This is a genomic window from Paeniglutamicibacter sp. NPDC012692 (assembly GCF_042901625.1).
GTDB lineage: Bacteria > Actinomycetota > Actinomycetes > Actinomycetales > Micrococcaceae > Paeniglutamicibacter.
Genome location: NZ_JBIBDE010000003.1, coordinates 505,682 through 531,972 on the forward strand (window position 1 = coordinate 505,682; position 26,291 = coordinate 531,972).

Sequence of the window (26,291 nt, forward strand, 5' to 3'; positions counted from 1 at the left end):
CTGCGCCCACAACTCGCGCCCCACCCATCTGTACCCCGTGAGAGGAAAACAATGAGTCAGCATCGCAGCACGGCGCCGGATTTGCCCCCGGCAGGTGTAGCCCCGGAGACGATCGAGGCGGAAGCAAGGAAATGGACGCCGGTCAAGATCGGGATCTGGGTTGCCATCGCACTGCTGGGCGGCGTCGCCTGGTCGGTGCTGGCGTTCTCCCGCGGCGAGACCATCAACGCCATCTGGTTCGTCTTCGCGGCAGTTTGCACCTACCTGATCGCCTACCGCTTCTACGCCAAGTTCATTGAGCGCAAGATCGCCAAGCCCAACGACTTCAGGGCCACCCCAGCCGAGTACAACAACAACGGCAAGGACTTCATGCCGACCGACCGCCGGGTGCTCTTCGGGCACCACTTCGCGGCGATCGCCGGCGCCGGCCCGCTGGTCGGCCCGATCCTCGCAGCCCAGATGGGCTACCTGCCGGGCACCCTCTGGATCATCATCGGCGTGGTGCTGGCCGGGGCCGTCCAGGACTACCTGGTCATGTTCTTCTCGATGCGCCGCGGCGGGCGCTCGCTGGGCCAGATGGCCCGCGAGGAGCTCGGCGTCATCGGCGGCACCGCAGCCCTGATCGCGACCCTAGCCATCATGGTCATCATCGTGGCGATCTTGGCCCTCGTGGTGGTCAACGCGCTGGGCGAATCCGCCTGGGGCGTGTACTCGGTGGGCCTGACGATCCCGATCGCCCTGTTCATGGGCGTCTACCTGCGGTTCATCCGCCCGGGCAAGGTCATGGAAATCTCCGTGATCGGCTTTGCGCTGCTGATGTTCGCGATCATTTCCGGCCGCTGGGTCGCAGAATCGGCGTGGGGTGCCGAATTCTTCCACCTGGACCGGACCACGCTGGCGTGGTTCATCATCGTCTACGGCTTCATCGCCGCGGTGCTTCCGGTGTGGCTGCTGCTGGCTCCGCGCGACTACCTCTCGACCTTCATGAAGATCGGTGTGATCGGCCTGCTGGCCGTCGCCATCATCGTGGTGCGCCCGGAAATCACGGTCCCGGCGATCTCCGAGTTCGCGAACACGGACAAGGGCCCCGTTGTTGCCGGGCACTTGTTCCCGTTCCTCTTCGTCACGATCGCCTGCGGCGCCCTGTCCGGCTTCCACGCGCTGATCTCCTCCGGCACCACCCCGAAGCTGGTCGAGAAGGAGCGCCAGACCCGCTTCCTGGGCTACGGCGGCATGCTCATGGAGTCCTTCGTGGCGATCATGGCGCTGGTCGCGGCGATCTCGATCGACCGCGGCATCTACTTCGCGATGAACTCCTCCTCCGCGGCAACGGGCGGAACCGTCGAGGGCGCGGTGGCGTTCGTGAACTCGCTGGGACTGACCGGCGTGAACCTGACCCCGGGCATGCTGACCGACCTGGCGGCGGGCGTGGGCGAGGAAAGCGTCGTCTCGCGCACCGGTGGCGCCCCGACCCTGGCCGTGGGCATCGCGCACATCATGCAGCAGTGGTTCGGCGGGGCCGCAATGATGAGCTTCTGGTACCACTTCGCCATCATGTTCGAGGCGCTGTTCATCCTCACCGCAGTGGATGCCGGCACCCGCGTGGCCCGCTTCATGCTGCAGGACACCATCGGCAACGTCTTCCCGAGGTTCAAGGACACCTCGTGGCGTCCGGGGGCCTGGGCCTGCACCGCGATCATGGTCGCCGGCTGGGGGTACATCCTGATCCTGGGCGTGACCGACCCGCTGGGCGGCATCAACACCTTCTTCCCGCTCTTCGGCATCTCCAACCAGCTGCTGGCGGCCATTGCGCTGGCCGTTGTCATGACGATCGTGGCCAAGCGCGGCAACTTCAAATACCTGTGGATTGTGGTGCTGCCGATGGCGTTCGCCACCGTTGTCACGGTGTCCGCGTCGATCCTGAAGATCTTCTCGCCGGTCCCGGCCGTCGGTTACTTTGCACAGCACAATGCGTTCAAGGGCGCGCTGGAACGCGGGGAAACCCACTTCGGGTCCGCGAAGAACGTCGAGGCCATGGAGGCGGTGGTGCGCAACACCGGTGTCCAGGGCTGGCTCTCGGTGATCTTCCTGGTGCTTTCGCTGATCGTGATCGTCGCGGCCATCATCGCCACTATCAGGGCCTACCCGAACGGCGGTGGCATCCACACCGAGGATCCGGAGTTCCCCTCGCGGTTCTTCGCGCCGAGCGGCATCATCTCCTCGCCGGCCGAGAAGGAACTCGAGGCCGCTTGGAAGCTGGTTCCGGCCGAGCACCAGGTCATCCGGGGCGGTCACTGACCATGGGCCCGGGGCAGGACCAGGTTTCGGGCGCACAGCGCTCGGCGGTGGCGCGGGCATGCTCCGCGACATGGCAGGGTGCCCGGTCGTTCGTGCGCTACTTCGAGGGCGTGCTGGGTGCCGACAAGTACCGCGTGTACCTCGAACACCAGGCACGCACCCATCCCGGCGTGCCGCCCATGAGCGAGCGCGAGTTCTGGCGCGACTACACCGACTGGCAGGAAAAGAACCCGCAGGGACGCTGCTGCTAGGCACAATGCGCATCGGGAAACGGCGGGCCGTCGAACCACGTTCGGCCTCCCGCCGTTTCGCTGCCCGGAGGGGCGCCCGCCGGCCGGGTTCCCAAAACCCTCGGGGATCTCCCTCCCGACCCTAGGCCGCCCGTGGCAAGATGGTGGCATGAGTGAGCAAAGCGCGCAGATCCCGGAAGACCAGCAGGCAACAAACCCGCCATCGCCGGGCGCCACTCCATGGCCATCGGTGCCCGGCTTTGCCACGGGGCAGCACAGCGTTCCGCAGGAAGTCAGGCCGGCACCCATGGGGCGCGGGCCGGTGGACGGTCCGGCGCCGGGAGCCCGGCCGGTTCCCGCGCCGGAGCCGGAACACGACGGCCAGCAGATCATGGGGGTGGGTGAACCCGCGAAGCTCATGCGCATCGGCGGCATGATCAAGCAGCTTCTGGACGAGGTCCGTTCCGCGCCCCTGGACGAGCAGGCCCGCGCCCGGATGGCGGACATCCACGAGCGCTCCGTGCACGAACTCGAGACCGGGCTGTCCCCGGAACTGGCCGCCGAACTGCACCGGATCCGGCTGCCCTTCGGCGAGGGAGAAACACCCACCACCGCGGAGCTGCGCGTGGCCCAGGCCCAGCTGGTGGGCTGGCTCGAGGGGGTTTTCCACGGGTTGCAGGCCGCCATGGCGGCACAACAGCTGGCCAACCAGCAGCTGGCCCAGCGCATGGCCCTGCGCCAACTGCCACCGGGCACCCAGGTTGCCCCGGGCATCATCATCAACGAGCAGGGCGAACCCGAACGCATGGGCCCCGCCGGCCCGCGCCGCGCGGAAGGCCCCGAGGAATCCGGGGACAAGAAGCACCAGGAAGGAAACAGCGGGTACGGCCAGTACCTCTAGACTGGTATTTCAGACGAATGCGGCCCGCGAGCCGCCAAGGCGCACGGCCTTGAAACCAGCAGAGGCAAGGGTACAAACGCAGATGGGGCTGTTCTCCACCGCGCGCAATGCGCGCCGTGACGCCAAGGAGCTCGGCGACGGAGTATGGCGACGCGCCTACGACCGCTTCGGGCGCTCCTTGGACCGGGTGCACCAGGTTCTCGAGGGCATCGAGGACGACGACCTGCACAACGCGCTGATCCTGATCGCCAACCACCTGGCGGAGCTGCAATCCAGGGTCCGCGTGATCTGCGTCGAGGCCCAGGCCAAGAACCCCAGTACCGGCGAGAACGTTCCGCACGAGCTCTATGCGGTGCACCGCATGCTGTCCAAGGCCGCCAACGACCTGGCGACCACCGCGCAGGTCGCCGCGATGTCGCGCCTGGACGGCGAACGCTGGGGCTACGCCTCGGCAGGGCTGGAAAACGTCGCCATGCGCGCCGACCTGGTCGCCGAGGGGATCAGCGCGGCCGAGGCCGAAATGGCCAAGCACCGCTAGACGCCGCGCACTGCAAACGAACGAGGGGCTGTCGGCCGGATGATTCGGGCCGACAGCCCCTCGTTCGTTGGGTCTGAAATTACTTCCCGTCGCCCGCGAACTTCACGATCTCCCCGGTGTCACCGCCGCAGGTGCCGACCTCGGTGGTCGGCCATGCCGTGAACGTCGGCGTCGGGGTGGCCCCGGTGTCAAGGATGAACGTGGAGTCGTTGCCCTCGTCGGAGAGCCAGCCGCCCCGTGGCATGACTCGCAGCGGGTGTTCCGCCATCCGGTCGTCGAGAAGCAACTCGTCGCCTTCGATCGATCCCGACGCGGTGGAGCCGGCGGGGAAGGCCAGGATCTTGTTTCCGGACTTCGTGACGGCGGTGATGCATGAGCGGGCATCGGGATCGGTGTACGAGTGGAACTCCGATGCCTTGAACCACGTTGGTGCGCCCTTGGGTGTTCCGGTGTAGGAATGGGCCGTCTTGAAGGTCGCGAACTGGGACAGTCGCGTGCCGTTGAAATGGCCGTCCGGAATCTGCAGGTAGGTTCCGTCCAGGGTCATGAGGCTTGTGGTTCCGTCCAAGGACCCTGCAGCCAGTTTCTTCGGGTCCGAGACCATGATGCCGTAGGGACCCGGAAGCGGGGTAACGAGACTCAGGTCGGTTTGTTTGGTGGAGACGACCACCAAGTCGCCTGCCTGCTGGTTCTTGCCCAGCAGGGAAGTGTCGCGGCCGCCGAGATCGATCGGCGTCCACTGGCCGTCGGCGTGGTTCACGGTCTCGCCGGTGCCCGCAACGGTGTAGGTGTTCAGCAGCCATCCGGTGCGCCGCAGCTCTTTCGGATCCGTTGGAAGTGCGGGGCGCAACCAGCCGGTGATGCGCTTTCCGCCGGCTTCCCGGAACGCCTCCCGTTGGGCCAGATCGTTGGCATCGAATTCGCTGCTGGACGGGGAAGACGCCGTCGAAGGCGCGGGAGCGGCCGGTTGCGGGGCATTGCCCCACGGGCCGAGGACTGCGAGGCCTGCAACGATTGCGGTGGAGGCGGCAACGGCCAGGTAAACGCCCCATCGACGTCCCGTCGAGGTTCGATGTGCCGATGGCCCGGGCATCAGGGCTTCGCCCTTCGTGCCCCGTGTCAGGGGAACGACCTGTTGAGAAATCGATGGAACATAGGTGCCGGAAGGTATGGCGGCGCTGGTTGCCCGGCTGTGTTCCATGGCCCGGGCCTGGTCGTCGGCAAACGGATCCGATGCGCGCAAGAGGAGCTCCGTATGCGGATCGAGTTCGCCGTTTGAGCGTGGGGTTGAATGCGTAGTCATGACCGTGCCACCTTTCCCAGAGAACTAAGCAGTGCTGAATCGGATGCAAGCGCCGTGGCGAATGCCTTGCGCGCCCGGTGCAGGCGCACCCTGACGGCCCCGGGGCTGCTGCCGAGGATGACAGCGATTTCCTCGGCGGTGAACGAATCCCAGTAGGTGAGCAAAAGCAGCTCCCGCGCAGGCTCCTTCATTGTCGCCAGTGCCCGGGCTACCTGGGGGTTCTCAACTCTTGGGCGCATATGCTCGTGGGCGAGTGCGCTGCGGAGCCTGGAAGCCTTCGCCGATGTCCGGTATGCGCCGCGCAGGAGGTTCCTGGCTATCGCCACCACGTAGGCTGTCTCGGGTTGGGCGCCGCCCAACACCTTTTCCCAGACGATCACGAACACCTCGCCGGTGAGGTCTTCTGCAAGGTGTGCGGGAATGATCCGTCTGGCCAGGTAGCGGTAGACGGTGTCGTGGCAGGCGGCATGCACGGCGGCGAACCGTTCTTCGGGTGCCGGCCCGGGCCGCGGAAGCATTATCACTTGGTCCATGCTCCCTCTATGTCCGAAAGCTGCCCGAGTGTTACACACTGCATCAAAGAATTTTTCCCATGCCTCAATGGAACCTTGAAACGCTTGCTTAACATTTCGCCCAACGCTGATCAGCGTGTGCAGACGCCCTTGCCCATAACGCGCGGTGGCAGGATGAGAGCATGACGAACCTTGTTTCCCCAGAACTCACATTCCACGACGGCAACAGCATTCCGCAGCTTGGCTACGGCGTGTGGAAGGTCGAAGACACCGTTGCAACCGACGTGGTCCAGCAGGCCTTCGACGCCGGCTACCGCCACATCGACACCGCCAAGATCTACGGAAACGAGGAGGGCGTCGGTCGCGCACTTGCCGCCACCGACGTTCCGCGTGAAGACATGTTCATCACCACCAAGGTCTGGAACGCGGACCAGGGCTTCGAAGAAACCCTTGCGGCCTTCGATGCCTCCATGGAACGCCTGGGCCTGGAATACCTTGACCTGTACCTGATCCACTGGCTGCAGCCCAAGCAGGGCAAGTACGTGGATACCTGGCGTGCATTGATCGAGCTGCAGAAGTCCGGTCGCGTGAAGTCGATCGGCGTTTGCAACTTCACCATCGAGGCGCTCGCCGAACTCGAGGAAGCCACCGGCGTGCTCCCTGTCATCAACCAGGTCGAAACCCACCCGTACTTCCCGCAGACCGCACTGCGCGAGTTCGAGGCCTCCAAGGGCATCAAGCACCAGTCGTGGTCGCCGCTGGGTCAGGGCAGCGAACTTCTGAGCGACCCGGTATTGGCTGCCATCGCAGAAAAGCACCAGGCAAGCGCCGCCCAGGTTGTCATCGCATGGCACCTGGAGCTTGGCAACGTCGTGATTCCGAAGTCGGTCACGCCGTCGCGCATTGTCGAGAACTTCGAGGGTCTCGCCGTCCGTTTGGACGCCGACGACATCGCGGCGATCAACGCCTTGGACAAGGGCGTGGAAGGCCGCATCAGCGCCGACCCGGCCGTCAGCGACTTCGCCTAAACATTGGCTTTCCTCCGGGCTGCGCCAGGGGAAAGCGACTTGCCGTGGGGATCCGTTGAATCGGGTCCCCACGGCAATTTAATGCCGGCGGTGGGCAGGAGCTAGGCCAGGATTGACCACGGCTGCACGGTGCGGTCATCGTCCGCCAAAAGGCTGCCCGCCCAGTCGTTGCGCAGTTCCCCACGCAACGCGGCGCCCAGGCGAGCGGTTCCCTCGAAGTGGAAACCCAGCTTCTGGGCGACGCGCGCCGAGCCGAAGTTCCCCGCGTAGGCGTTCCAGCCGATGCGGGCCAGCCCCAATCCTGTAGGTACCGGTGCGAGGGCAAAGTCCAATACGGCGTTGCACGCCTCGGTCAGCAATCCCTTGCCCCGGAATGCGGGATCCATCCAGAAGCCCAGGTCGGCGGATCCGTTGCCGATCCGGTACAGACCCACAACCCCGGCCAGGGTGCCGGCGGATCGGATGGTCCACGTGAATTCGGTGCCTTCGTCCCACGTCTTGTCGGTGTGCGTGGTTGCGTACTCGACCGCGTGTTCGCGCAAATAGGGAACCGGAATCGGCACCCAGTTCTGCGTTTCGGGATCCTGGCACGCGGCGAAGATTGCGTCGATGTCATCGGCTGCGGGCGGGACGAGTTCAAGATTCTCGGATTGCAGCGAAAGTTTTTCCATGGAAAAAGCCTATCGGCTCAACACGGTGAAGAACCCGCGCTGCCAAGCCCAAGCCTTGGTGGCGCCTGCGTTGAGATCCGTGTCCCAAGGGGTGTACAGCCGGAAGCCGCGCTTGCCGGGTTTCTCGGCAGTGGTCAGAACGCCGTACTTGGCCAGTTCCCGGGCGGGAAACTTGAAACATCCGGAGCCGTGCTTGGTTTCGGCAAAGATCCAGAACTCGTCCACGCCGTCGTCTGATGTGTAGGGCCGGGTTTCACCCTCTGCGTCGCGCTGCCACAGCGTGACAAACAACCCGGCCTTGGTGGGCGTGACCTTCGCGGAGCGGAACACCACGTGGATATCAGCCGCTGGCGCGCGGTTGAGCACAAAGCCGCAGCCCGAATAGGCGCGGGCCTCGGGATTCGGATCGGGGAAATACCCGGTGATGCCGTGGCCTGGCGGCAGCGGTGCATGGGCAAGGAGCCTTGCCAGCTCTGGTGGGACGAGCGGCGCTGGCTGCGTTCGATGAGGCATCGGAAGTTCCTGCTTCCCGGTTCAGCCCGGTGGCTTCACCCGCGGGCAAGATTCGAGGTCGGTGTTAAATGAAAAACCCCCGGAAACCGGGGGTAAATCAGAGCCTCCTGCCAGAATCGAACTGGCGACCTTTTCATTACGAGTGAAACGCTCTACCAACTGAGCTAAGGAGGCACCGTGGCGTTTTAGCGCCACAAGTGACTACTTTATAGGAGCGCATCGGCAGCGGTCAAAACGACGTGCCGACACGCCCCGAAGGCTCCGGTTGCGCGGGTCTAGCAGGTGAGCCCGTCGGCGGGAACCTTGCCGTCAATCAAGTACGATTCCACCGCGTCGGAGATGCATTTGTTCGAGCGGCCGTAGGCGGTGTGGCCGTGTCCCTTGAAGGTCACCAAGACGGCGGAATCGAGCTGCTCCGACAATGCCTCGGCCCACTTGTAGGGAGTTGCGGGATCCCCGGTGGTGCCGACAACGACGATCGGGGCTGCGCCTGCGGCCTTGAGCACGCCGGGTTTCCCCTTCGGCGGGTACTTCCAGTCCTGGCAACCTATGGCCCCGAACGCCACGTACTTGCCGAAGACCGGTGCGGCCGCGATCAGCGCGCGTTCCTGGGCGCGCATGGCCTCGATATTTGGGTTCATGGGGTAGTCGAGGCAATTGATTGCAGAGAAAGCAGCATTTCCGTTGCTGGGGTAGCTTCCGTCTTCCTCGCGACCGGCGGCAAGATCGGCAAAGAACTGGATGTTATCGACATTCCCGGCGATGACGTCTCGCATGGCCTCGGTGAGAGCAAACCAGCTGTCATTGTTGTATAGCGGGAGGATGAAGCCATTCATGAAGTCGTTGATCGGCACGGTCCGGCCATCGCTGGCCACCATCGGTGTGCGCTCGACTCCGGCGAGCACTCCCCGGAGTTGTGTCAAGGCTTCCTCGAGGTTGCCGGTGAATGGACAGTTGCCCGAGTCCAGGCAGTTCTGCATATAGGCCCGGATTTCGTTTTCAAATCCGACGGCCTGGTCAAAGGTGATTTCCTCGTCGCTCAGCGTTGGATCAAGCGCACCGTCAAGAACCAACCGGCCGACGTTGTGCGGGAAAAGCTCTGCATAGTGGGCACCAAGGTAGGTGCCGTAGGAATAGCCCAGGTAGTTCAGCTGCTTGTCACCGACCAGGGCGCGCATGACATCCAAGTCCCGTGCCGCAGACACGGTGTCGACAAAGCCAAGGGAGGGGCCGGTGCGCTGTGCGCACTGCTCCGCGTATTTGGCGCTGGCCTTGCGCAGTATCGCCAAACCGGCGTCGGTGCTGGTGTCGAATTCTTCCTGGCGGCTGGCATCCTGTTCGGCAGGTGTCTCGCATTTGACCGGGGTCGAGGATCCCACGCCGCGCGGGTCGAAGCCAACGATGTCGAAGTTGCGTTGTAGATCCGGACCGAAAAGGGTGGTGCCCGCATCCTTGACGAGGTCAAGGCCAGATCCGCCGGGGCCGCCGGGATTGACCAGCAACGATCCCTGGGCGTCCTTGCCCGGGAGCCTGTTCATGGCAAGAGTCATGGTTTCGCCCTCGGGCTTGGAATAGTCCATGGGCACGGTGATTTTCGCGCACTCGAGGCCTTCGCCGCACTTGGTCCATTCCAGCTTCTGCTTGTAGAACTTCTCAAGGCCCGCGGGGATTGCGTCCCCCGCTGGCGGCAGGGTCGATGACGTGGCGGAATCCGTCGAGCTTTTCACGGCCGAGGTCGGGTCCGCCGTGGTGACTGGACCGCACGCCGTCAGCAGCAGGGCCGCGGCGCCCAACGCTGCAATCACGGACACTGGGCGTCTGAAGGCTCTCATGCTGGCTCCTAAGTCTGGTGGGGCGGAATATTCGGTTATTTTTCGGGCCGCAGGGCGACCATCATGGCCTCGACGGCCAAAAGCGGTGCAACGTTTGCGCCGATGCGGGTACGGGCCTCGGCGATGGCATCGATCTTGGCCACCGTGGCTTCGGGTCGCGACGCAGCGGCGTAGGACCGCAAGTCATCGGACAGGTAGTCGTTGACGAGTTCGGTGCCGGAACTCATCTGCAGCATCAGGACGTCGCGGAAAAACGTGGTCAGGTCGATCAGCGAGCGATCCAGCGCATCGTGCGTGGAACGGCGCGCCCGGCGCTTTGCGTTTTCCTCCAGGGCCTTGAACTGGCTGCGCTGCTGGGGCGGAACCGGGGCGTCCGCTTCCAGCCCGAGCGCCGTGCGCAGTGCGGTGGCCTCTGCCTCCGCGCGTTCGGTTGCCGCGGCGGTGGCCTCCGCAGTGGAAAGGTCCACCAGCTCCGCGGCTGCCATTACCGCATCGGCGACCCCGCGAACGCGCAGCGGCAGGCGCACGGTGCGGTCCCGGCGGCGGCGGGCTTCCTCGTCGCGGGCAAGGCGCCGGGCAATGCCGATGTGCGATTGGGAGATGCGGGCCGCGAAGTCGGCTTGTGCCTCGGAAAGCCCGTCGCGGCGGACCAGCAGTTCGGCAACGGCGGCCCGGGTGGGCACCGAAAGCGACACCGAACGGCAGCGCGAACGGATCGTCACCAGCACGTCGGCGGGGGACGGGGCGCACAGGATCCAGATGGTGTGCGGGGGCGGCTCCTCGATCGACTTGAGCAGCACGTTGGTGGTGCGCTCGGTCATCCGGTCGGCGTCCTCGACGATGATCACGCGCCACGGGGCGGTGGAGGGACGGTCCTGGGCCTTGGTGATCAGCTCGCGGACGTCCTCGATCTGGTAGTTGACCTTCTCGGTGGCGATCAGCGCGACATCGGGGTGGGTGCCGGCCAACACCGTCACGCAGGCCTTGCACTGCCCGCAACCGCGGCTTGCCACATCGGGGACCGTGCATTGCAGGGCGGCGGCAAAGGCCCGCGCCGCGTTCGAGCGCCCGGAACCGGGAGGGCCCGTGAACAGCCAGGCGTGCGACGGGCTGCCCTCGGCCACGGCGCGGGAAAGCGCCGTGATGGTCTTCCCCTGGCCCGGCAGGTCGTCCCAGACACTCACGACTGGTACCCGGCGGCTTCCGGAAGGGCGGCGACGGCGCCGCTGATGGCCGCGGCAAGCTCGTCGACGCTGTTGGTCGCATCGAGCACCAGGTAGCGCTGCGGGGCGCGCCCGGCAAAGTGGAGGAAGGCCTCGCGGATGCGGGCATGGAACTCGTCGGGTTCGGATTCCAGCCGGTCCTCGGCCACGGGTGCCCCGTCGACGCCGGTGGTGCGGCGCGAACGGCCGGCGGCCGGTGCGACGTCCAGCAGCACCGTCAGGTCCGGGGCCAGACCGCCGGTGGCGAATTCGTTGATGGAACGCACGGCGTCCTCGCCCAGTGCGCGGCCGATGCCCTGGTAGGCCAGGGAAGAGTCGATGAACCTGTCGCAGACCACCATGGTGCCGGCGGCCAGCGCCGGGCGGATCACCTGTTCGACGTGGGCGGCGCGTGCCGCCGCGTACATCAGGGCCTCGGTGCGCGCGTCGACGGTGCCCTGCCCGTGGTCAAGCACCAGTGAACGCAGCTTTTCGCCGATCTGGGTGCCCCCGGGTTCGCGGGTTTGCAGGACGGCGTGGCCGTTTTTGCGCAGCTCGGCGCTCAACAGGGCAGCCTGCGTCGATTTCCCGGCGCCGTCCCCGCCTTCGAAGACGATGAAGCGGCCTGCTGATCTAGGATTCTGCTGCGTCGAACTCACCGTCCTAGCCTATCTCTAATGGGGTCGGACGGTGAGTCGCCCCGGCAGCCGATTGGGCGGGAGTTCCCAAGTCGGCCGGGCAGGATGGCGCCCGCTGTCGGGGCTGTCACAGCGCGGCGGTGTTTCGTCATCCGGCTGGGGGTGCGGGCCCGGCCCGGAGTAACCTGAAAAACATGACTGCCAGTGACAAGACTTCCTGGGCCCCGGACACCATCGTGGTGGCAGCCGGACGCCCGCCACACGAAACCGACCAGCCGGTGAACTCGCCCATCGTGCTTTCCTCGACCTTCTATTCGCTGGGGGAATCCGGTGCGGGGGAGAAGGTCTACGGACGGTTCACCAACCCGACGTGGGACCCGCTGGAAGCGACGATCGCACAGCTCGAGGACTGCGACCTGCCGGCCCTGGCCTACGCCTCGGGCATGGCGGCGGTCGCCGCGGGCCTCTCGCTGCTTCCCGTGGGTGGAACGCTCGTGATTCCGCGCCACGCCTACAACGGGTCGTTGGCCCTGGTTGCGGAGCTGGAAAAGACACTGGGATTGACGGTGCGCCGCGTGGAGCTTGCCGACACCGACGCTGCGATCGCCGCGTTCGACGGGGCCGACATGGCCTGGCTCGAATCGCCCACCAACCCCATGCTGGAGGTCGCGGACCTTCCGGAGCTGCTGAAGGCGGCGCGCGCCAGGGGCGTACTCACCGTCGTGGACAACACCTTCTCCACCCCGCTGCTCCAGCGCCCCCTGCAGCTCGGCGCCGACGTGGTGGTGCACTCGGCCACCAAGTACATGGGCGGGCACTCGGACGTGGTGCTCGGGGCCGTGGTCACCCGCGACCCGGAGCTGCACGCCAGGCTCCACGGAATGCGCACCCTGCACGGCGCCATTCCCGGTCCGTTCGAGGCCTGGCTGACGCTGCGCGGCATCCGGACCATGTCACTGCGCCTGGAAAAGGCCGAGGCCAACGCCCGCGACCTTGCGGCGCGGCTGGAGAAACACCCCGCGATCTCCCGTGTCCGCTACCCGGGCCTGCCCGGGGACCCTGGCCACGCCCGGGCCTCGGCGCAGATGGACGGATTCGGCTCCATCCTGTGCATCGAGGTGGAAGCCGGCGCCGCCGCGGCCGACGAGATGCTGGCGAAGCTGCGCCTCTGGACCCCTGCCACGAGCCTGGGCGGGGTCGAATCCCTGGCCGAGCGCCGCCGCCGCCATGCCGGCGAGCCGGAATCGGTGCCGGAAAACCTGGTGCGGCTGAGCGTCGGAATCGAAAACGTCGAGGATCTCTACCGGGACCTGGACCAGGCGCTCGGGCGTTCCTGAACTCGAAACGGGCAACTCGGCGGGCAATATTGCGGCATCCGCGGGGCCGATGCGGCTAAGCTGAAACCATGTTTTATGCACTAGCGTTCGAGTTCTACCTGATGAAAGCGCTCAGCATTGTCGCGGCCGTCATCGCGATCATGGCCCTGGTCGATGCCGTTCGCCGTCCCGCCGCGAACTTCGTGCGCGAGGGCAAGCGGACCAAGCCGTTCTGGATGGCGATGACCGGCGCAGCGGTGCTGGTGTGCGGGCTGACCGCGTTGTCCAACGGCGGTGGCGGCGTCTTCCAGCTCATCGGCGCCTGCATTGCCTGCGTGTACATGGCGGACGTGAAGCCCGCGGTGTCCGGCAAGGGCGGCTACTACCCGTACTAAACGGGCAGGTTGTCCACAAGGCGCAAGAAGTCGATCGCGGCAGCGGCATCCCGTGTACGGGGTGTTGCTGCCGCGGTTTTTTGCGTGGGGAGTGGTGTCCGTTTGCAGGCCGGACTCAGCCGGCGTGGGCGAGCGCGCCGGTGCGCGGGGCCACGGCTTCCCAGAGCACTGTCATTTCGCCCAGGCGCCAGCGGGTGGCCGAGTCGCAGATGGGCCAGCCGGTTGCGCGCAGCGAGCGGCACATGGCCACGAAACGCTGCTTGTTGCCGAACGATGCCAGGGGAGCCGCGGCCAGCCAGGCCGCATCCGCGGCCTGAAGGAAGTCGTGGATCCGCTCGCCCTCGATGTTGCGGTGGATCAGCGCCTTCGGCAGCCGTTCGGCGACATCGGAGGGGAGCGTGAAGGCGCCGAAGCGCAGGGAAATGCTCAGGGATTGCGGCCCCTGCCTGGTGACGGCGACCCAGGAACTGCGCCGGCCGATCTCGTCGCAGGTGCCCTCGATGAGCACCCCGTGATCGGTGAGCCGGGAGCACATGGTGTCCCAGATGCCCGCAACGTCGGCCTCGTCGTATTGGCGCAGCACGTTGAAGGCGCGGATGACCGTGACGGGGGAGGAAACGGGGATTTCGAAGCCGCCCAGGCGGAATTCAAGGCCGTCAACATCGAGCGCGGCGCCACGGGCCACGCGTTCGGGTTCGATTTCGATGCCGAACACCCTGGCCTGCGGGGAAACTGCGCGCACCCGTTCAAAGAATTCGACGGCGGTGGCGGGCGATGCGCCGTATCCGAGGTCGACGGCAATCGGCGGGGCTCCGGTGACACCCGGGCGCAGGCGCCAGCCCTGGGGGCCGGTCATCCAGCGGTCGACCCGGCGCATCCGGTTGGGGTTTGTGGTGCCACGGGTGGTATGGCCCAAGGGGCGACCGGTTCGCGACCGTCCGCCGAGCCGAGTCGCTTTCTGAACCATTGATTTAATCCTAAAGTGTCCGACACCGCGACGCCTAGGAGTCACGAAACAAAGTAAGGCACTTCACCCTCGATAGAATGGGGCCATGACTTACACCCTGATCCTGCTTCGCCACGGGCAAAGCGAGTGGAACGAGAAGAACCTGTTCACCGGTTGGTACGACGTCACGCTCACCGAGCAGGGCCGTGCCGAAGCCACCCGCGGCGGCGAGCTGCTCACCGAGGCCGGCCTGGCCCCGTCGGTGCTGCACACCTCGCTGCTGAAGCGGGCCATCATCACCGCCAACCTGGCACTTGAGTCCGCGGACCTGAACTGGATCCCGGTCAAGCGCAGCTGGCGCCTGAACGAACGCCACTACGGCGCGCTGCAGGGCAAGGACAAGGCGCAGACCTTGGCCGAGTACGGCGAAGAGCAGTTCATGGAATGGCGCCGCAGCTACGACACGCCGCCGCCGCCGCTGGCCGACGACTCGGAGTTCAGCCAGATCAACGATCCGCGCTATGCGGACCTGGGTGACGACGCCCCGCGCACCGAGTGCCTCAAAGACGTCCTCGTGCGCATGCTTCCGTACTGGGAAGACGAGATCAAGCCGGACCTGGCCTCGGGCAAGACCGTTCTGGTCACCGCGCACGGCAACTCGCTGCGCGCACTGGTCAAGCACCTTGACGGCATCAGCGACGAGGACATCGCCGGGCTGAACATCCCGACCGGCATCCCGCTGGTGTACGAACTGAATGAGGACTTCACCCCGGTCACCCCGGGCGGCAAGTACCTTGACGCCGACGCTGCCGCGGACGCCATCAAGGCCGTTGCAAACCAGGGCCGCCACTAAGGTCCCGATTTTCCCCGCAGCCGCGGGGAGCCGATGGGCTTGCCCCTCCCGTAAAGGGAGAAGGGCAAGCCCATCGCCTTTTAAACGGCCGGTGCGGCACGTGGAATATTTTTATTGCAGGTGACATGATGGGTCCACGCCCGAGAACCGCCCCGCCCAAAGGAGAACCCGATGAGACCCCTGCAGTTGCTTGCCTCGGGATCGGGAACAAACCCCCTGCTTCCCGACGGATATGAAATCGCCGCAACAATCATCGGCTTCCTCTTCTACGCTGCACTCGTGGTGGTCCCGCTGATGTTGATCGTCAAGCTGGCCCGCGGTTCCAAGGCACGAACGGCCGCCAGCAGTGAGAATGCGCAATTGCAGGACGAGATCGCGAGGCGCACGGAATCAATCGAACGGCGTCTGGACAACGTCGAGCGCACCCTCCGGGAGGTGGCCGAGTAATGATGCAGACCTGGTACCTCACGATGTTTTTGGTTTTCCTTGCCGTTGCCGGGCTGATTGCCGGCGCCATCCTTCTCATCAATGGACTTCGACGCCAACCGCAGGTCGCCGGCGACGCCTTGCGCCGGGACCGCGATCATCTGCAGCGGCTCGAGGCCATCGACCAACGCCTGGAGCGTCTCGAAAAAACGCTGCACGACCTGCCGTCCTGACCGTGCCGGTGGAACAGCCCGCGGTTCCGCTGGCCGTGCGCCTTGCTGCGCTCGGAAGCGAACCGCGGTTGAGGATCCTGGCCGAACTGTCCGCGGGCCCGCTGCACGTATCGGAACTGGCCAGGCGCGTGTCGATGAGCAGGCAATTGCTGTATCTGCACCTGGCGAAGCTGGAGCAGGCAGGGTTCGTATCGGGGGTGGCGGACGTGGCGGAGGACGGCAAATCGTTGAAGCTCTTCGCGCTGAACGACTTCGAGCTGAACGTCGACATCGCCCGGATTGTCGGCGAGTACCCGCAAACCCCTTGGCGGAGGGATGCCGGCCCGGGAGCCGCGGAAGCCTGAGCGACAGCGGCGGTTTGACTGCATCCGGAATTAATTTGTTAACGCGAAGAGATAAATCGTGTACAAGTGGGTGCACGCACTGTTTGATGCGGTACTGTGCTGTCTCGACGTACCCCTGAATCAAGTAAGGATCGCAATTCGTGGCAACTGACTATGATGAAGTCCGTCCGGACGTAGCCGAGGCACGCAAGGCCTCGCTCGACGCGGTTAAGTCCGCCAACGCCCCGGACGCCCGCAGCGTGGGCTTGGACCTGGATGAAGCCGACACCTCCGACGGTGTTGAACTGCCGGGTGCCGACCTGTCCAACGAGGAACTGACGGTCACCGTCGTTCCGCAAAAGGAAGACGAATTCCTCTGTGGCTCGTGCTTCCTGATTCGCCACCGCTCGCAGCTTGCGCGCGAAGCCAACGGCGTTGGCTACTGCCTTGAGTGCGAGGGCTAGCAGCGGGCTTCCGCACCTCTGCCGACAAACAACTACCGCTGGCCTTGCAATGGCCGGGGCAAAGCCCCGATCACAGGCAAGACCAGCGGTTTGCTGTCTTAAGCGGTCGACCCGATGGCTAGAAGCCTACGGTCGCCGGCTCCCATTCGCCGGTGACAAGGTAGGAAACCTTGCGGGCCACCGATACGCCGTGATCGCCGAAGCGTTCCAGGTAGCGGCTGGTCAGGGTGACGTCGGCGGTGGTCGGCGCGGATTCGTTCCAATCGGCGGAGGCCACGACCTTGAAGATCGATGCGTGCAACTTGTTGATCTTGGCGTTGATCTCGATGACTTCCCGGGCAATGGCCAGGTCGCGGGTGTCCAACAGTACTCCCAACTTCTGCGCAATGGCGATGTCGAGCTCCGCCATTTCGGCAAAGATGGGTGCCACCGACGCCGGAACGACCGGCTGCGGGAAACGCAGGCGGGCCAGCTGGGCCACGTGTCGGGCCAGATCGCCCATGCGTTCAAGGGAAGCGCTCATGCGCAGGGAGCCCACGATCATGCGCAGGTCCGATGCGACCGGACCCTGGAGGGCCAGTACGTCGATGGCTCGTTCGTCGAGCTGGGTCTGCAGAAAATCGATCTTCGCGTCCTCGGCGATGACTTCCTGGGCCAATTCGATGTCCGCGTTGCGGAAGGACTCGAAAGCCCGTTCCATGGCCGAGGCCACTAGCTGCGACATTTGAATGAGCTCTTCACCGATTTGCTGCAAATCGGCCTGGAAAACCTTACGCACGCGGGCGTCCTTTCGTGATGGTGGCACCGCGTCCGGCACGGACGACGGAACTGTTCATGTCCATTCTTACAGCAGTAGATGAACCATTTGGTGGTTCAAGGTGAACGTTTAGTGAATGAGTTTCGCGAATAAGGGATTCTGCCCATTCCGGTGTGTTCGAGGCAGATAGGCTAGAGAGTGTGAACGATGTCTTGCTTTCCGTGATTGCGGGCCTGGTCGGTTTGGCCCTGGGTGTTGTGGGCATCATGGCGTACCGCGGTTCCGTCCGGAGCCGGCGTGGCCTACCCGCCGTGGGGGAACCCACCCTGCCCGAGGGTTCCGCTGCCGTGCTCTCGGTCATCGGACGCGCCTTTGTCATCCTCGACGAGGTCGACGGGGTGGTGCGGGCAAATCCCGCATCGTACGCCTACGGGTTGGTTCGCGGTCACACTTTGATCCACGAGGAATTGCGGTTGCTGGCACGCAAGGTGCGCGCCGACGGCGTCATCGCCGAGCGTGAATTCGAGCTGCCGCGGGGCACCATGGGTTCCTCGAGCCTGATCGTGCATGTGCGCGTCGCACCGCTGGGGGACGAATACATCCTCCTGCTGGCCGACGACCGCACCGAAATCACGCGAACCGAGGCCGTCCGCAACGACTTCGTGGCCAACGTGTCGCACGAGCTCAAGACGCCGGTGGGCGCCATTTCCCTGCTGGCCGAGGCCATCGACGGCGCGGCCGACGACCAGGTTGCGGTCCGCCGCTTCACCGCCAGGTTGCATAAGGAGTCGGCGCGGCTCGCGGCGCTGGTCCAGGACATCATCGAGCTTTCCAGGCTGCAGGGCACCAATGTGATGCTGCAGGGAGAAATCGTCGACATCAACGACGTTCTGGCCGAGGCGGTTGACCGTAACAAGCTCCCGGCCGAGGAAAAGCGCATCAAGATCATGGTGGGCGGAACCGTCGACCAGCCGGTCTTCGGCGATCGCGACCTGCTGATGACCGCACTGCGCAACCTGATAGACAACGCGATCCGCTACTCGCCGGCAGACACCACCGTCGGCGTGGGATTGCGCCACCGTGACGGCCTGATCCAGATCTCGGTAACGGACCAGGGGCCGGGAATTTCCGCCGATGAACAGGAACGCATCTTCGAGCGGTTCTACCGCATCGACGCGGCGCGTTCGCGGCAAACCGGCGGAACCGGACTGGGCTTGAGCATCGTCAAGCACGTGGTGGCAAACCACGGCGGCGAAATCACCGTGTGGTCCCAGCCCGGCCAAGGATCGACGTTCACCGTTCGCTTGCCAATTTTGGACGAAACACCAGACCAAGACGCGGTAGCACCCGCGGAAACAAACCCCAAACACAACACGGCCCAAGCGCGCACCGCGCGGCCGGAAGGAGGACGGGGATGACCCGTATTTTGTTGGTTGAGGACGAGGAATCGCTCTCCGATCCGCTGTCGTACCTGCTGGAGAAGGAAGGGTTCGAAGTCCGGGTCGCCGAAGACGGGCTCAGCGCCGTCACGGAATTCGAGCGCCATGGTGCGGACCTGGTGTTGCTGGACCTGATGCTCCCGGGGCAACCCGGAACCGAGGTGTTCAGGCAGATCAGGGCCACCTCGCAGGTGCCCGTCATCATGCTCACCGCCAAGGACTCTGAGATCGACAAGGTCGTCGGGCTCGAACTTGGTGCCGATGACTATGTCACCAAGCCGTATTCCTCGCGTGAACTTGTTGCCCGCATCCGGGCGGTGCTGCGCAGGCAGGGCGAGAGCGAGGAACTGGTCAGCAACATCGTGGCCGCGGGCCCGGTGCGCATGGACGTCGAGCGGCACGTGGTTTCGGTGCGCAGCTCCCCGGTCTCCATGCCGTTGAAGGAATTCGAGCTCCTGGAGTTGCTGCTTCGCAACACCGGTCGCGTGCTCACCCGCGGCCAGCTCATCGACCGGGTGTGGGGTTCAGATTACGTGGGGGACACCAAGACCCTCGACGTGCACGTCAAGCGCCTGCGTTCAAAGATCGAACCGGATCCGGCGGCCCCCGTCCACCTGGTGACGGTCCGGGGGCTCGGCTACAAGTTCGAGGCCTAAGCGCCCCACCCGGTCAAGGACCGGAACAACAACCACATATTGCGCGTCGGCCCCGGGGATGTTGTTCCCCGGGGCCGACGCATGCGTTGGGCCATCGGCCATGGGCAACAAAAAACCGGGGTGTGTGCCGATCTTGGTGAAGATCGGCACACACCCCGGTTCAATGAATCGTTGGATTGCCGTGTGACGGACGACGAAGTGGCTAGTGGTGCTCTTCGGACTTCGGCGACGGGGTCAGGTGGCTAAGCTCGCTCGGGTCGAAGCCGCCCGGGACGAACTCGCGGTAGGACTCCAGGGTGCCGTCGACAACCGGGATGTTGACTTCGTCCGAGGATCCGCCGACGCTGAGCGTTGCCTTGGCCTGCTTGCCCGGGATTACGCCGGCGGAGGGCAGGATCGTCTTGTTGGCTGCATCTTCAAGCTTGAAGGACGTCTTGGCCGGAACGTTGATGCTGACCGAACCGGTAGCAAGCGCTACGGTCAGGGTCTGCGGGGTGGCGGTGTTGTTCACAACGGAACCCAGAAGGCGGGCCTTGTCGGTTGCACTCTTGGTGACAAGCAGCATGTTGCGCACTTCAAGATCGGCAACGTTCAGGACGATGCCATCGGAAGCGGCGTACTGGAAGGTCGTCGCCTGTTCGTTGATGGCGCCACAGCTGGTAACGCCAAGGGCCAACATGGCCAGGGCAGCTGCCGCAACGGCGCGGCGTCCACGGTTTTTCTGTGCGGTCATCACGGCACAAACTCCTCAATCAGTTTCGAGTTCGGGTGAGCTAGCGGGCACACAGGATGCACCCGAGGGAGCCACTCTCCCCCCTAGCCTAATCGCTTTTTCCCGGAATGCATGATTTGGCCCCCGGACCAAGCGTCATCAAGGCGCTGATCATGGCTGGAATCGACCCCGAAACCGGCGGTCTACATAGCACTAGTTTTGCCGCTTGGGAAGAGCTAAATCCGCGCCATTACAAGGGAGTAGGGGAGTCGGTCGAACCATTTTCCGCAATTCCCGTGATAAACTAGTAAGTGGGAAAGGGGTTTATCCACATGGTTTTTGAGGTTGGCGAGACAGTTGTCTACCCGCACCACGGTGCAGCAATGATCGAAGAGATCAAGATGCGCACCATCAAGGGCGAAGAGAAGATGTATCTCAAGCTTAAGGTTGCCCAAGGCGATCTGACTATCGAGGTTCCGGCAGAAAATGTCGACCTTGTTGGTGTGCGCGATGTAGTTGGCCAAGAAGGTTTGGATCACGTCTTTGACGTGTTGCGAGCCGAGTTTACGGAGGAACCCACTAACTGGTCCCGCCGTTACAAGGCGAACCTGGAGAAGCTTGCTTCGGGTGACGTCATCAAGGTTGCCGAGGTCGTTCGAGACCTTTGGCGCCGCGACCACGACCGTGGCCTTTCCGCCGGTGAAAAGCGAATGTTGGCAAAGGCCCGCCAGATCCTGATCAGCGAACTTGCGCTGGCTAAGAAACTTGACGAAGACAAAGCCGAAAGCGTGCTTGACGAGGTTCTTGCCTCGTAGCAACCACGAATTTTGCAATGCTTGATCCCGATGGGGTCCGAAACATCGAACGATGATTCGGACCCCATCGGCGTTTTAAGCGGCCGACTCGCTCCCTCCCGGGACGAACACGGCAACACCGATAGTCTGGTGTGGTGAGTGCAGAAAACCCGAATAGCGCCCTGCCGGCCCAGCGCACGGCCATCATCGTCGTGGCCGCCGGATCCGGAACCCGACTGGGGTACGGCATGCCCAAGGCGCTGGTTCCCCTGAATGGCAGGTCCCTGCTGGAACACGCGCTTGACCGCATTGCCATGGCAGATTGCGCCGAGGAGGTCATCGTCGTCTTGCCGGCGGGGGACAGCGAGCTGGCTGCACTCTGCGCCGGGCACGAGTTACACCCGCGGACCGTCAACGGGGGAAGCACCCGCAACGACTCTGTGCGCGCGGGGCTGTCCGCGCTTGGCCCCGGCGTCGAGCAGGTGCTGATCCACGACTCCGCGCGGTGCCTGACCCCTCCGGAAGTTTTCGACTCCGTCGCGGGAGCACTTGCGGCTGGCGCAACGGCAGTGATCCCGGTGCTGCCGGTGGTGGACACCATCAAGACCGTCTCCCGGGACCCGGGGGCGGAACAGCCGCATGTGACGGGAACCCCCGCCCGCGAATTCCTGCGTGCGGTGCAAACCCCACAGGGCTTCCACGCGGCGACGCTGATCGCGGCCCATGCCCAGGCCGACGGCTGGGACAAGGACCGGGCCGAAGAGATCACCGATGACGCAATGCTGATGGAAAGGCTCGGGGAGCGCGTGGACACCGTCCCCGGTTCCCCGGAGGCCCTGAAAATCACAACACCCATGGACCTGCTCCTGGCGCAGTCGTTGCTGGGCTCGGGCACAACGGAAGGCGCCACCATGAACCAGCCCGATGAACAACCCATGCAGGCGGTTTCCCCCATGCTCATCCCGCGTACCGGCATCGGCATCGACGTCCACGCGGTCGCCGACGCCTCCGAGCCCCGGGACATGTGGCTGGCCGGGCTGCATTTCCCGGGCGTCCAGGGGTTGTCTGGCCATTCCGACGGCGACGCCGTGGCGCACGCCGCCTGCGACGCGCTCTTTTCCGCCGCCGGCATCGGGGACCTGGGAACCCACTTCGGAACCGACCGCCCCGAATACGCGGGCGCCTCGGGAACCGCCCTGCTCGCCGAGGCCGCACGCCTGGTCCGCGAGGCCGGATTCGAGATCGGCAACGTGGCCGTCCAGTTCGTGGGGCGCCGACCCAAGTTCGCGGCCCGCCGTCTGGAAGCCGACGCCGTGCTCAGCAAGGCGGCCGGTGCACCCGTCACCGTCACCGCCACGACCTCCGACGGCCTGGGCTACGAGGGCACGGGGGAGGGGCTCACCGCCTACGCCACCGCGCTGGTGTATTCGGTCAAACGCTGAGCCCCGCCGAAGGTCCGCCTGTGAATCTGCGCGGCCTCGGATAACCTTGGGTTGTGAGCATCCGTTTTTATGACACCAAGCAGGCAACGACCCGGGACTTCGTCCCCCTGATCGAGGGCAAGGTCGGGCTGTACTACTGCGGTGCCACGGTGCAGGGCATGCCGCACGTGGGCCACGTGCGCAGCGCCATCGCCTTCGACATCCTCACCCGCTGGCTGGAAAACCGCGGCTACGAGGTCACCGTGGTGCGCAATGTGACGGACATTGACGACAAGATCCTGGAGAAGTCCACGGCCTCCTTCGCCGAGGACTTCGAGGGGGACGAGGACTACTTCGCCAACGAACCCTGGTTCGCGCTGGCCTACCGCTTCGAGCAGGAGTTCGCCTCCGCCTACGACACCCTGGGCGTGCGCCGGCCGACCTACGAGCCGCGCGCCACCGGGCACATCACCGAGATGCACCAGCTCATCGCCACGCTGATCGAACGCGGCCACGCCTACCCGGCGCTCGACGGCTCCGGCGACGTGTACTTCGACGTGCGCTCCTTCCCGGCCTACGGCTCGCTGACGCACCAGAACGTCGACGACATGCAGGGCGCCCCGGACGCCGATCCGCGCGGCAAGCGCGACCCGCGCGACTTCGCGCTCTGGAAGGGCCACAAGGCCACCGACCCGGAGACCGCCTCCTGGCCGAGCCCCTGGGGCGCCGGCCGCCCGGGCTGGCACCTGGAATGCTCCGCCATGGTCACCAAGTACCTCGGCACCGCCTTCGACATCCACGGCGGCGGCCTGGACCTGCGCTTCCCGCACCACGAGAACGAGATGGCCCAGTCGATGGCCGCCGGCCACGACTTCGCCAACTTCTGGATGCACAACGGCATGGTCACCTACCAGGGCGAGAAGATGTCCAAGTCGATCGGCAACACCATTTCGCCGGCCGAGATGCTGGAACTCGCCTCGCCGCGCGTGGTCCGCTACTTCCTGGGCCAGGCGCACTACCGCTCCCAGCTGGACTACCGCCCGGAGTCGCTGGCGGAGGCCGCGGCCGCGGTGGAGCGCATCGACGGGTTCGTCGCCAACGCGCTGGCCCGCATCCACGGCGTCGGCCCGACCGACGACTTCTCCATCGACATGCACCACTTCGAGGTCACCGAGGCCTTCGAGTCGGCGATGAACGACGACCTCAACGTGCCCCAGGCCCTGGCCGCGCTGCACGAGACGGTGCGCCGCGGCAACACCGCGCTTGCCGCCGGCGACCTGGAGGCCGCCGACGAGGCGATGCAGCAGGTCATGGCCATGACCTACGCGCTCGGCCTGGATGACACCATCGAACAGGGCGGTGCGGCAAGCTCGGCGCAGGGCGCGGCACTCGACGTTTTGGTTGCCGCGCAGCTCGCGGACCGTGCGGCCGCCCGCGCGGCCAAGGACTGGGCCCGGTCGGACGCCATCCGCGACACCCTGGCGGCCGCCGGAATCGTCGTGGAGGATTCCGCGGACGGTGCCCGCTGGAGCCTCAAAGCGTAAGTTGCCCCACAAAGCGCAATATTTTTGCGCAACGTGTCGCTAAAATAGGTAGGCGGCGAGTGAAATCGCCGTGCAATCCGCCCCGACCCAAGGAATACACCATCATGTCTGCTGCACAGAAGCGCTCCGGCGCCGTACGCAAGAGCAAGAAGGGCCCCTCCGTCGGAACCGGCGGATACGGCCGCAAGGCCCTCGAGGGCAAGGGCCCGACGCCCAAGGCCGAGGACCGCCCGTACCACAAGGCCTTCAAGAACAAGGAGCTCGCAGAGCGCTCCGCCGCCAAGCGCGGCAACACCAAGGGCGGCTCCGCCCCGCGCGGCCGCAGCACCAGCCGCAGCAAGGGCAGCGAAGAGCTGGTCACCGGCCGCAACTCGGTCGTCGAGTCGCTGCGCGCCGGCATCCCGGCCAAGGCACTGTACCTTGCCATCCGCATCGAGATGGACGAGCGCGTCCGCGAGTCGCTGAAGATCGCCGCCGAGCGCGGCATCCCCGTGCTGGAAACCGGCAAGGCCGAACTCGACCGCATGACCGACGAGGCCATCCACCAGGGCCTGGTCCTGCAGATCCCGCCGTACGACTACAAGGATGCGCTGGAGACCGTCAAGTCGACGATCGCCAAGTACAACAAGGGCCACATCAAGAACGCCCCGCTGTTCGTTGCACTCGACGGCATCACCGATCCGCGCAACCTCGGCGCCATCATCCGTTCGGCCTCGGCCTTCAACGCACACAGCGTGATCGTCCCGGAGCGCCGCTCCGTCGGCCTGACCGCCTCGGCCTGGAAGACCAGCGCCGGCGCCGCGGTTCGCGTTCCCGTGACCCGCGCCCCGAACCTGACCTCCACGCTCAAGGGCATGAAGGAAGCCGGCGTCTTCGTGATCGGCCTGGACGGCGACGGCGACGTTTCGCTTCCCGACCTCGGCCTGGCCACCGAGCCGCTGTGCATCGTCGTTGGTTCCGAGGGCAAGGGCCTGTCCCGCCTGGTCCGCGAAAACTGCGATTCGATCGTGTCGATCCCGATCAACTCCGGCATGGAGTCGCTGAACGCCTCGATGGCCGTGGGCATCACCCTCTACGAGGTTTCGCGCAAGCGCAGCGTCTAGTTCCTTTGGCCGTCCCGAGCCGAACGGCACAGGGCGGCATCGAATAATTGACAGTGGTTCCCGGATCCGACAAGGATCCGGGAACCACTGTCGTTTAACGGCTATTCCCAGGCAGGTTGATTCTGGGTAGCGTGGGTGGCGAGCCGGACGAATACTTGAGCAGTTCAAATGCGCACCACCGACGCCGCATTGATTTGGTCGGGAAGCGCCTGTGAAGGGGAGCGGGGATGTTGCCATGGGGCAGTCGCAGATCGAATCCGATGACTATGCACCGCACCGACTCGACGAATCGCTGGGTGCACCGTTGCATGTGCAGCTTCCCGTGCTTGAAGCCGTCGACCGAGGGGAATACAGGGCGCCGCATGCGGTGCTCGGCCCGCACCTGAACCTGGTGGGACACGTCGGTGTACGCACCCTGCAGCGTGGAGTCGGTGGCGTGAATGTCCTCAGCGGCGCGGGGACTTTCCCCATGCGCCGGGAGCTCGGCGACATCTGGGTCGCACTGCTCGAGTCCAAGGAGATCGGGCGCGTCCCCGACTACCGGATCCAGCGGATAGAGAAGGACGGGTCGGTGGTGACCCTTGACGATCCCTACAGGCATGCGCCGCGGCTGGGCGAACTGGAGCTGTACCGGTTGCGCACCGGAGGCCCGGACGTGCAACGGCATTTGCTCGGCGCGCACCTGCAGCACTACACATCACCCATGGGCGAGGTTGAAGGCACGGGATTCGTGGTTCACTGCGAAGACGTAGCTGCAGTCAGGGTTTGCGGGGACTTCAATATCTGGAACGGGTCGACCCATGCCATGCGGAGACTCGGCAACAGCTGGATTTGGGAGATCTTCATTCCAGGGGTCGGTCTCGGTACCAAGTACCGGTTCGAATACCTTGAACCCACGGGTACTTGGGTTGAGTATGCCGATCCGCTCGGGCACTACTCCACCGAGGATCCCGACACCATCTGTCTGGTGCAGGCCGAAGGGTTTGAGGACGAGGAATGAGCGCCCCGGCATAGCGGTGGCGGTCGCACAGAAAATTGTGTGCCAGTTCACAGAAACCGGTTCGGGTCGAATTTCCGCCCTTTTGGTCCGCCTTGGGGCAAGGAACCCCGACATGGCGGGGAATCGCGGTGCCGACAGGCAGGGAATAGGTCGTTTGGACTTCCGGGGGAAAGGCGCGTAGAGTTGTTTCTCGCGCCGGACACCGCAGCGTAGCCCGAAAGGGAAACGGGCGGGGAACGGCAC

Annotated in this window: 29 protein-coding genes and 1 tRNA gene; 19 read left to right on the top strand and 11 right to left on the bottom strand. The window is 65.1% G+C overall.

Going from position 1 to position 26,291, the window contains the following annotated elements; genetic code table 11:
• Positions 1 to 51: 51 nt before the first annotated feature.
• From ACFY5D_RS14275 to ACFY5D_RS14290, 4 genes are all read left to right on the top strand, one after another.
• The gene (locus ACFY5D_RS14275; RefSeq protein WP_387530938.1) at positions 52 to 2,298 is read left to right on the top strand and encodes a carbon starvation CstA family protein; all 2,247 of its coding nucleotides are present in this window, start codon (positions 52 to 54) and stop codon (positions 2,296 to 2,298) included.
• Positions 2,299 to 2,300: 2 nt separating this feature from the next.
• Entirely contained in the window at positions 2,301 to 2,549 is a 249-nt protein-coding gene (locus ACFY5D_RS14280) for a YbdD/YjiX family protein (protein ID WP_387530941.1), read from the top strand.
• Positions 2,550 to 2,697: 148 nt separating this feature from the next.
• Positions 2,698 to 3,429 carry a proteasome activator gene (locus ACFY5D_RS14285; RefSeq protein WP_387530944.1) on the top strand — a complete coding sequence of 244 codons (732 nt, stop codon included), beginning with the start codon at positions 2,698 to 2,700 and terminating at the stop codon, positions 3,427 to 3,429.
• A gap of 49 nt (positions 3,430 to 3,478) precedes the next feature.
• Positions 3,479 to 3,967, top strand: a complete 489-nt coding sequence (locus ACFY5D_RS14290; protein ID WP_387530947.1) for a hypothetical protein — start codon at positions 3,479 to 3,481, stop codon at positions 3,965 to 3,967.
• A 79-nt stretch (positions 3,968 to 4,046) separates the two neighbouring features.
• Here ACFY5D_RS14290 and ACFY5D_RS14295 read toward each other — a convergent pair whose 3' ends face one another.
• Both ACFY5D_RS14295 and ACFY5D_RS14300 read right to left on the bottom strand, forming a co-directional pair.
• Positions 4,047 to 5,270, bottom strand: coding sequence for a hypothetical protein (locus tag ACFY5D_RS14295; RefSeq protein WP_387530950.1), 1,224 nt, complete (start codon positions 5,268 to 5,270; stop codon positions 4,047 to 4,049).
• The gene (locus tag ACFY5D_RS14300) at positions 5,267 to 5,803 is read right to left on the bottom strand and encodes an RNA polymerase sigma factor (RefSeq protein ID WP_387530953.1); all 537 of its coding nucleotides are present in this window, start codon (positions 5,801 to 5,803) and stop codon (positions 5,267 to 5,269) included. The genes ACFY5D_RS14295 and ACFY5D_RS14300 overlap by 4 nt, the downstream gene beginning before the upstream one ends.
• Before the next feature lie 161 nt (positions 5,804 to 5,964).
• On the opposite strand from ACFY5D_RS14300, the gene ACFY5D_RS14305 reads away from it, so the two are divergent.
• Positions 5,965 to 6,810, top strand: a complete 846-nt coding sequence (locus ACFY5D_RS14305; RefSeq protein ID WP_387530955.1) for an aldo/keto reductase — start codon at positions 5,965 to 5,967, stop codon at positions 6,808 to 6,810.
• Positions 6,811 to 6,911: 101 nt separating this feature from the next.
• On the opposite strand, the gene ACFY5D_RS14310 is transcribed toward ACFY5D_RS14305, so the two are convergent.
• From ACFY5D_RS14310 to tmk, 6 genes are all read right to left on the bottom strand, one after another.
• The gene (locus tag ACFY5D_RS14310; RefSeq protein ID WP_387530957.1) at positions 6,912 to 7,481 is read right to left on the bottom strand and encodes a GNAT family N-acetyltransferase; all 570 of its coding nucleotides are present in this window, start codon (positions 7,479 to 7,481) and stop codon (positions 6,912 to 6,914) included.
• A 9-nt stretch (positions 7,482 to 7,490) separates the two neighbouring features.
• A complete protein-coding gene (locus tag ACFY5D_RS14315) occupies positions 7,491 to 7,994 on the bottom strand; it encodes a MepB family protein (protein ID WP_387530960.1) in 504 nt (167 codons plus the stop codon).
• 101 nt (positions 7,995 to 8,095) lie between these two features.
• Positions 8,096 to 8,168, bottom strand: a tRNA-Thr gene (locus ACFY5D_RS14320).
• 101 nt (positions 8,169 to 8,269) lie between these two features.
• Positions 8,270 to 9,826: an alpha/beta hydrolase gene (locus ACFY5D_RS14325; RefSeq protein ID WP_387530963.1), complete on the bottom strand. Its 1,557-nt coding sequence runs from the start codon at positions 9,824 to 9,826 to the stop codon at positions 8,270 to 8,272.
• 35 nt (positions 9,827 to 9,861) lie between these two features.
• On the bottom strand, positions 9,862 to 11,010 hold the full coding sequence (locus ACFY5D_RS14330; protein WP_387530966.1) for a DNA polymerase III subunit delta': 1,149 nt from the start codon (positions 11,008 to 11,010) through the stop codon (positions 9,862 to 9,864).
• Positions 11,007 to 11,687 (bottom strand): dTMP kinase, encoded by a 681-nt coding sequence (gene tmk, locus ACFY5D_RS14335; RefSeq protein WP_387530968.1) that lies wholly within the window; start codon positions 11,685 to 11,687, stop codon positions 11,007 to 11,009. The genes ACFY5D_RS14330 and tmk overlap by 4 nt, the downstream gene beginning before the upstream one ends.
• Positions 11,688 to 11,860: 173 nt before the next feature.
• Between tmk and ACFY5D_RS14340 the strand changes: the two genes are divergently transcribed.
• Together ACFY5D_RS14340 and ACFY5D_RS14345 are read left to right on the top strand one after the other, a co-directional pair.
• Entirely contained in the window at positions 11,861 to 13,003 is a 1,143-nt protein-coding gene (locus ACFY5D_RS14340) for a trans-sulfuration enzyme family protein (protein WP_387530970.1), read from the top strand.
• A 68-nt stretch (positions 13,004 to 13,071) separates the two neighbouring features.
• A complete protein-coding gene (locus tag ACFY5D_RS14345; protein WP_387530972.1) occupies positions 13,072 to 13,377 on the top strand; it encodes a DUF2516 family protein in 306 nt (101 codons plus the stop codon).
• A 115-nt stretch (positions 13,378 to 13,492) separates the two neighbouring features.
• On the opposite strand, the gene ACFY5D_RS14350 is transcribed toward ACFY5D_RS14345, so the two are convergent.
• Positions 13,493 to 14,344: a class I SAM-dependent methyltransferase gene (locus ACFY5D_RS14350; protein ID WP_387530974.1), complete on the bottom strand. Its 852-nt coding sequence runs from the start codon at positions 14,342 to 14,344 to the stop codon at positions 13,493 to 13,495.
• An 85-nt stretch (positions 14,345 to 14,429) separates the two neighbouring features.
• Between ACFY5D_RS14350 and ACFY5D_RS14355 the strand changes: the two genes are divergently transcribed.
• The 5 genes from ACFY5D_RS14355 to ACFY5D_RS14375 all read left to right on the top strand — a co-directional run bounded on the left by ACFY5D_RS14355 (position 14,430) and on the right by ACFY5D_RS14375 (position 16,622).
• Positions 14,430 to 15,176: a phosphoglyceromutase gene (locus ACFY5D_RS14355; protein ID WP_387530977.1), complete on the top strand. Its 747-nt coding sequence runs from the start codon at positions 14,430 to 14,432 to the stop codon at positions 15,174 to 15,176.
• 171 nt (positions 15,177 to 15,347) lie between these two features.
• Positions 15,348 to 15,623 carry a hypothetical protein gene (locus ACFY5D_RS14360; protein WP_387530979.1) on the top strand — a complete coding sequence of 92 codons (276 nt, stop codon included), beginning with the start codon at positions 15,348 to 15,350 and terminating at the stop codon, positions 15,621 to 15,623.
• Positions 15,623 to 15,835 carry a hypothetical protein gene (locus ACFY5D_RS14365; RefSeq protein ID WP_387530982.1) on the top strand — a complete coding sequence of 71 codons (213 nt, stop codon included), beginning with the start codon at positions 15,623 to 15,625 and terminating at the stop codon, positions 15,833 to 15,835. The genes ACFY5D_RS14360 and ACFY5D_RS14365 overlap by 1 nt, the downstream gene beginning before the upstream one ends.
• A gap of 2 nt (positions 15,836 to 15,837) precedes the next feature.
• The gene (locus ACFY5D_RS14370; protein ID WP_387530984.1) at positions 15,838 to 16,179 is read left to right on the top strand and encodes an ArsR/SmtB family transcription factor; all 342 of its coding nucleotides are present in this window, start codon (positions 15,838 to 15,840) and stop codon (positions 16,177 to 16,179) included.
• A 140-nt stretch (positions 16,180 to 16,319) separates the two neighbouring features.
• Positions 16,320 to 16,622 carry a DUF4193 domain-containing protein gene (locus tag ACFY5D_RS14375; RefSeq protein WP_387530987.1) on the top strand — a complete coding sequence of 101 codons (303 nt, stop codon included), beginning with the start codon at positions 16,320 to 16,322 and terminating at the stop codon, positions 16,620 to 16,622.
• A 118-nt stretch (positions 16,623 to 16,740) separates the two neighbouring features.
• On the opposite strand, the gene phoU is transcribed toward ACFY5D_RS14375, so the two are convergent.
• Positions 16,741 to 17,400, bottom strand: coding sequence for a phosphate signaling complex protein PhoU (gene phoU, locus ACFY5D_RS14380; RefSeq protein WP_387530990.1), 660 nt, complete (start codon positions 17,398 to 17,400; stop codon positions 16,741 to 16,743).
• A 179-nt stretch (positions 17,401 to 17,579) separates the two neighbouring features.
• Between phoU and ACFY5D_RS14385 the strand changes: the two genes are divergently transcribed.
• Together ACFY5D_RS14385 and ACFY5D_RS14390 are read left to right on the top strand one after the other, a co-directional pair.
• Complete coding sequence (locus ACFY5D_RS14385) at positions 17,580 to 18,797, top strand: sensor histidine kinase (RefSeq protein ID WP_387530993.1); 1,218 nt, start codon at positions 17,580 to 17,582, stop codon at positions 18,795 to 18,797.
• Positions 18,794 to 19,474 (top strand): response regulator, encoded by a 681-nt coding sequence (locus ACFY5D_RS14390; protein WP_387530996.1) that lies wholly within the window; start codon positions 18,794 to 18,796, stop codon positions 19,472 to 19,474. Before ACFY5D_RS14385 ends, ACFY5D_RS14390 begins: the two co-directional genes overlap by 4 nt.
• A 202-nt stretch (positions 19,475 to 19,676) precedes the next feature.
• On the opposite strand, the gene ACFY5D_RS14395 is transcribed toward ACFY5D_RS14390, so the two are convergent.
• Positions 19,677 to 20,207 carry a hypothetical protein gene (locus ACFY5D_RS14395; protein WP_387530999.1) on the bottom strand — a complete coding sequence of 177 codons (531 nt, stop codon included), beginning with the start codon at positions 20,205 to 20,207 and terminating at the stop codon, positions 19,677 to 19,679.
• Positions 20,208 to 20,518: 311 nt separating this feature from the next.
• On the opposite strand from ACFY5D_RS14395, the gene ACFY5D_RS14400 reads away from it, so the two are divergent.
• The 5 genes from ACFY5D_RS14400 (at position 20,519) to ACFY5D_RS14420 (ending at position 26,048) form a co-directional block, all read left to right on the top strand.
• Positions 20,519 to 21,001, top strand: a complete 483-nt coding sequence (locus tag ACFY5D_RS14400) for a CarD family transcriptional regulator (protein ID WP_210002057.1) — start codon at positions 20,519 to 20,521, stop codon at positions 20,999 to 21,001.
• Between the two features lie 134 nt (positions 21,002 to 21,135).
• Entirely contained in the window at positions 21,136 to 22,422 is a 1,287-nt protein-coding gene (ispD, locus tag ACFY5D_RS14405) for a 2-C-methyl-D-erythritol 4-phosphate cytidylyltransferase (protein ID WP_387531003.1), read from the top strand.
• A 53-nt stretch (positions 22,423 to 22,475) separates the two neighbouring features.
• The gene (gene cysS / locus ACFY5D_RS14410; RefSeq protein WP_387531006.1) at positions 22,476 to 23,945 is read left to right on the top strand and encodes a cysteine--tRNA ligase; all 1,470 of its coding nucleotides are present in this window, start codon (positions 22,476 to 22,478) and stop codon (positions 23,943 to 23,945) included.
• A gap of 104 nt (positions 23,946 to 24,049) precedes the next feature.
• Positions 24,050 to 25,048 carry a 23S rRNA (guanosine(2251)-2'-O)-methyltransferase RlmB gene (rlmB, locus tag ACFY5D_RS14415; protein WP_387531009.1) on the top strand — a complete coding sequence of 333 codons (999 nt, stop codon included), beginning with the start codon at positions 24,050 to 24,052 and terminating at the stop codon, positions 25,046 to 25,048.
• Positions 25,049 to 25,283: 235 nt separating this feature from the next.
• Complete coding sequence (locus ACFY5D_RS14420; RefSeq protein WP_387531012.1) at positions 25,284 to 26,048, top strand: hypothetical protein; 765 nt, start codon at positions 25,284 to 25,286, stop codon at positions 26,046 to 26,048.
• The last annotated feature ends 243 nt before the right edge of the window (positions 26,049 to 26,291 follow it).

Coding starts and splice junctions, on each gene's coding strand:
- ACFY5D_RS14275 (WP_387530938.1), top strand. CDS start 52: ATGAGTCAGCATCGCAGCACGGCGCCGGATTTGCCCCCGGCAGGTGTA.
- ACFY5D_RS14280 (WP_387530941.1), top strand. CDS start 2,301: ATGGGCCCGGGGCAGGACCAGGTTTCGGGCGCACAGCGCTCGGCGGTG.
- ACFY5D_RS14285 (WP_387530944.1), top strand. CDS start 2,698: ATGAGTGAGCAAAGCGCGCAGATCCCGGAAGACCAGCAGGCAACAAAC.
- ACFY5D_RS14295 (WP_387530950.1), bottom strand. CDS start 5,270: ATGACTACGCATTCAACCCCACGCTCAAACGGCGAACTCGATCCGCAT.
- ACFY5D_RS14300 (WP_387530953.1), bottom strand. CDS start 5,803: ATGGACCAAGTGATAATGCTTCCGCGGCCCGGGCCGGCACCCGAAGAA.
- ACFY5D_RS14305 (WP_387530955.1), top strand. CDS start 5,965: ATGACGAACCTTGTTTCCCCAGAACTCACATTCCACGACGGCAACAGC.
- ACFY5D_RS14310 (WP_387530957.1), bottom strand. CDS start 7,481: ATGGAAAAACTTTCGCTGCAATCCGAGAATCTTGAACTCGTCCCGCCC.
- ACFY5D_RS14315 (WP_387530960.1), bottom strand. CDS start 7,994: ATGCCTCATCGAACGCAGCCAGCGCCGCTCGTCCCACCAGAGCTGGCA.
- ACFY5D_RS14325 (WP_387530963.1), bottom strand. CDS start 9,826: ATGAGAGCCTTCAGACGCCCAGTGTCCGTGATTGCAGCGTTGGGCGCC.
- ACFY5D_RS14340 (WP_387530970.1), top strand. CDS start 11,861: ATGACTGCCAGTGACAAGACTTCCTGGGCCCCGGACACCATCGTGGTG.
- ACFY5D_RS14345 (WP_387530972.1), top strand. CDS start 13,072: ATGTTTTATGCACTAGCGTTCGAGTTCTACCTGATGAAAGCGCTCAGC.
- ACFY5D_RS14350 (WP_387530974.1), bottom strand. CDS start 14,344: ATGGTTCAGAAAGCGACTCGGCTCGGCGGACGGTCGCGAACCGGTCGC.
- ACFY5D_RS14355 (WP_387530977.1), top strand. CDS start 14,430: ATGACTTACACCCTGATCCTGCTTCGCCACGGGCAAAGCGAGTGGAAC.
- ACFY5D_RS14360 (WP_387530979.1), top strand. CDS start 15,348: ATGAGACCCCTGCAGTTGCTTGCCTCGGGATCGGGAACAAACCCCCTG.
- ACFY5D_RS14365 (WP_387530982.1), top strand. CDS start 15,623: ATGATGCAGACCTGGTACCTCACGATGTTTTTGGTTTTCCTTGCCGTT.
- ACFY5D_RS14390 (WP_387530996.1), top strand. CDS start 18,794: ATGACCCGTATTTTGTTGGTTGAGGACGAGGAATCGCTCTCCGATCCG.
- ACFY5D_RS14395 (WP_387530999.1), bottom strand. CDS start 20,207: ATGACCGCACAGAAAAACCGTGGACGCCGCGCCGTTGCGGCAGCTGCC.
- ACFY5D_RS14400 (WP_210002057.1), top strand. CDS start 20,519: ATGGTTTTTGAGGTTGGCGAGACAGTTGTCTACCCGCACCACGGTGCA.
- rlmB (WP_387531009.1), top strand. CDS start 24,050: ATGTCTGCTGCACAGAAGCGCTCCGGCGCCGTACGCAAGAGCAAGAAG.
- ACFY5D_RS14420 (WP_387531012.1), top strand. CDS start 25,284: ATGGGGCAGTCGCAGATCGAATCCGATGACTATGCACCGCACCGACTC.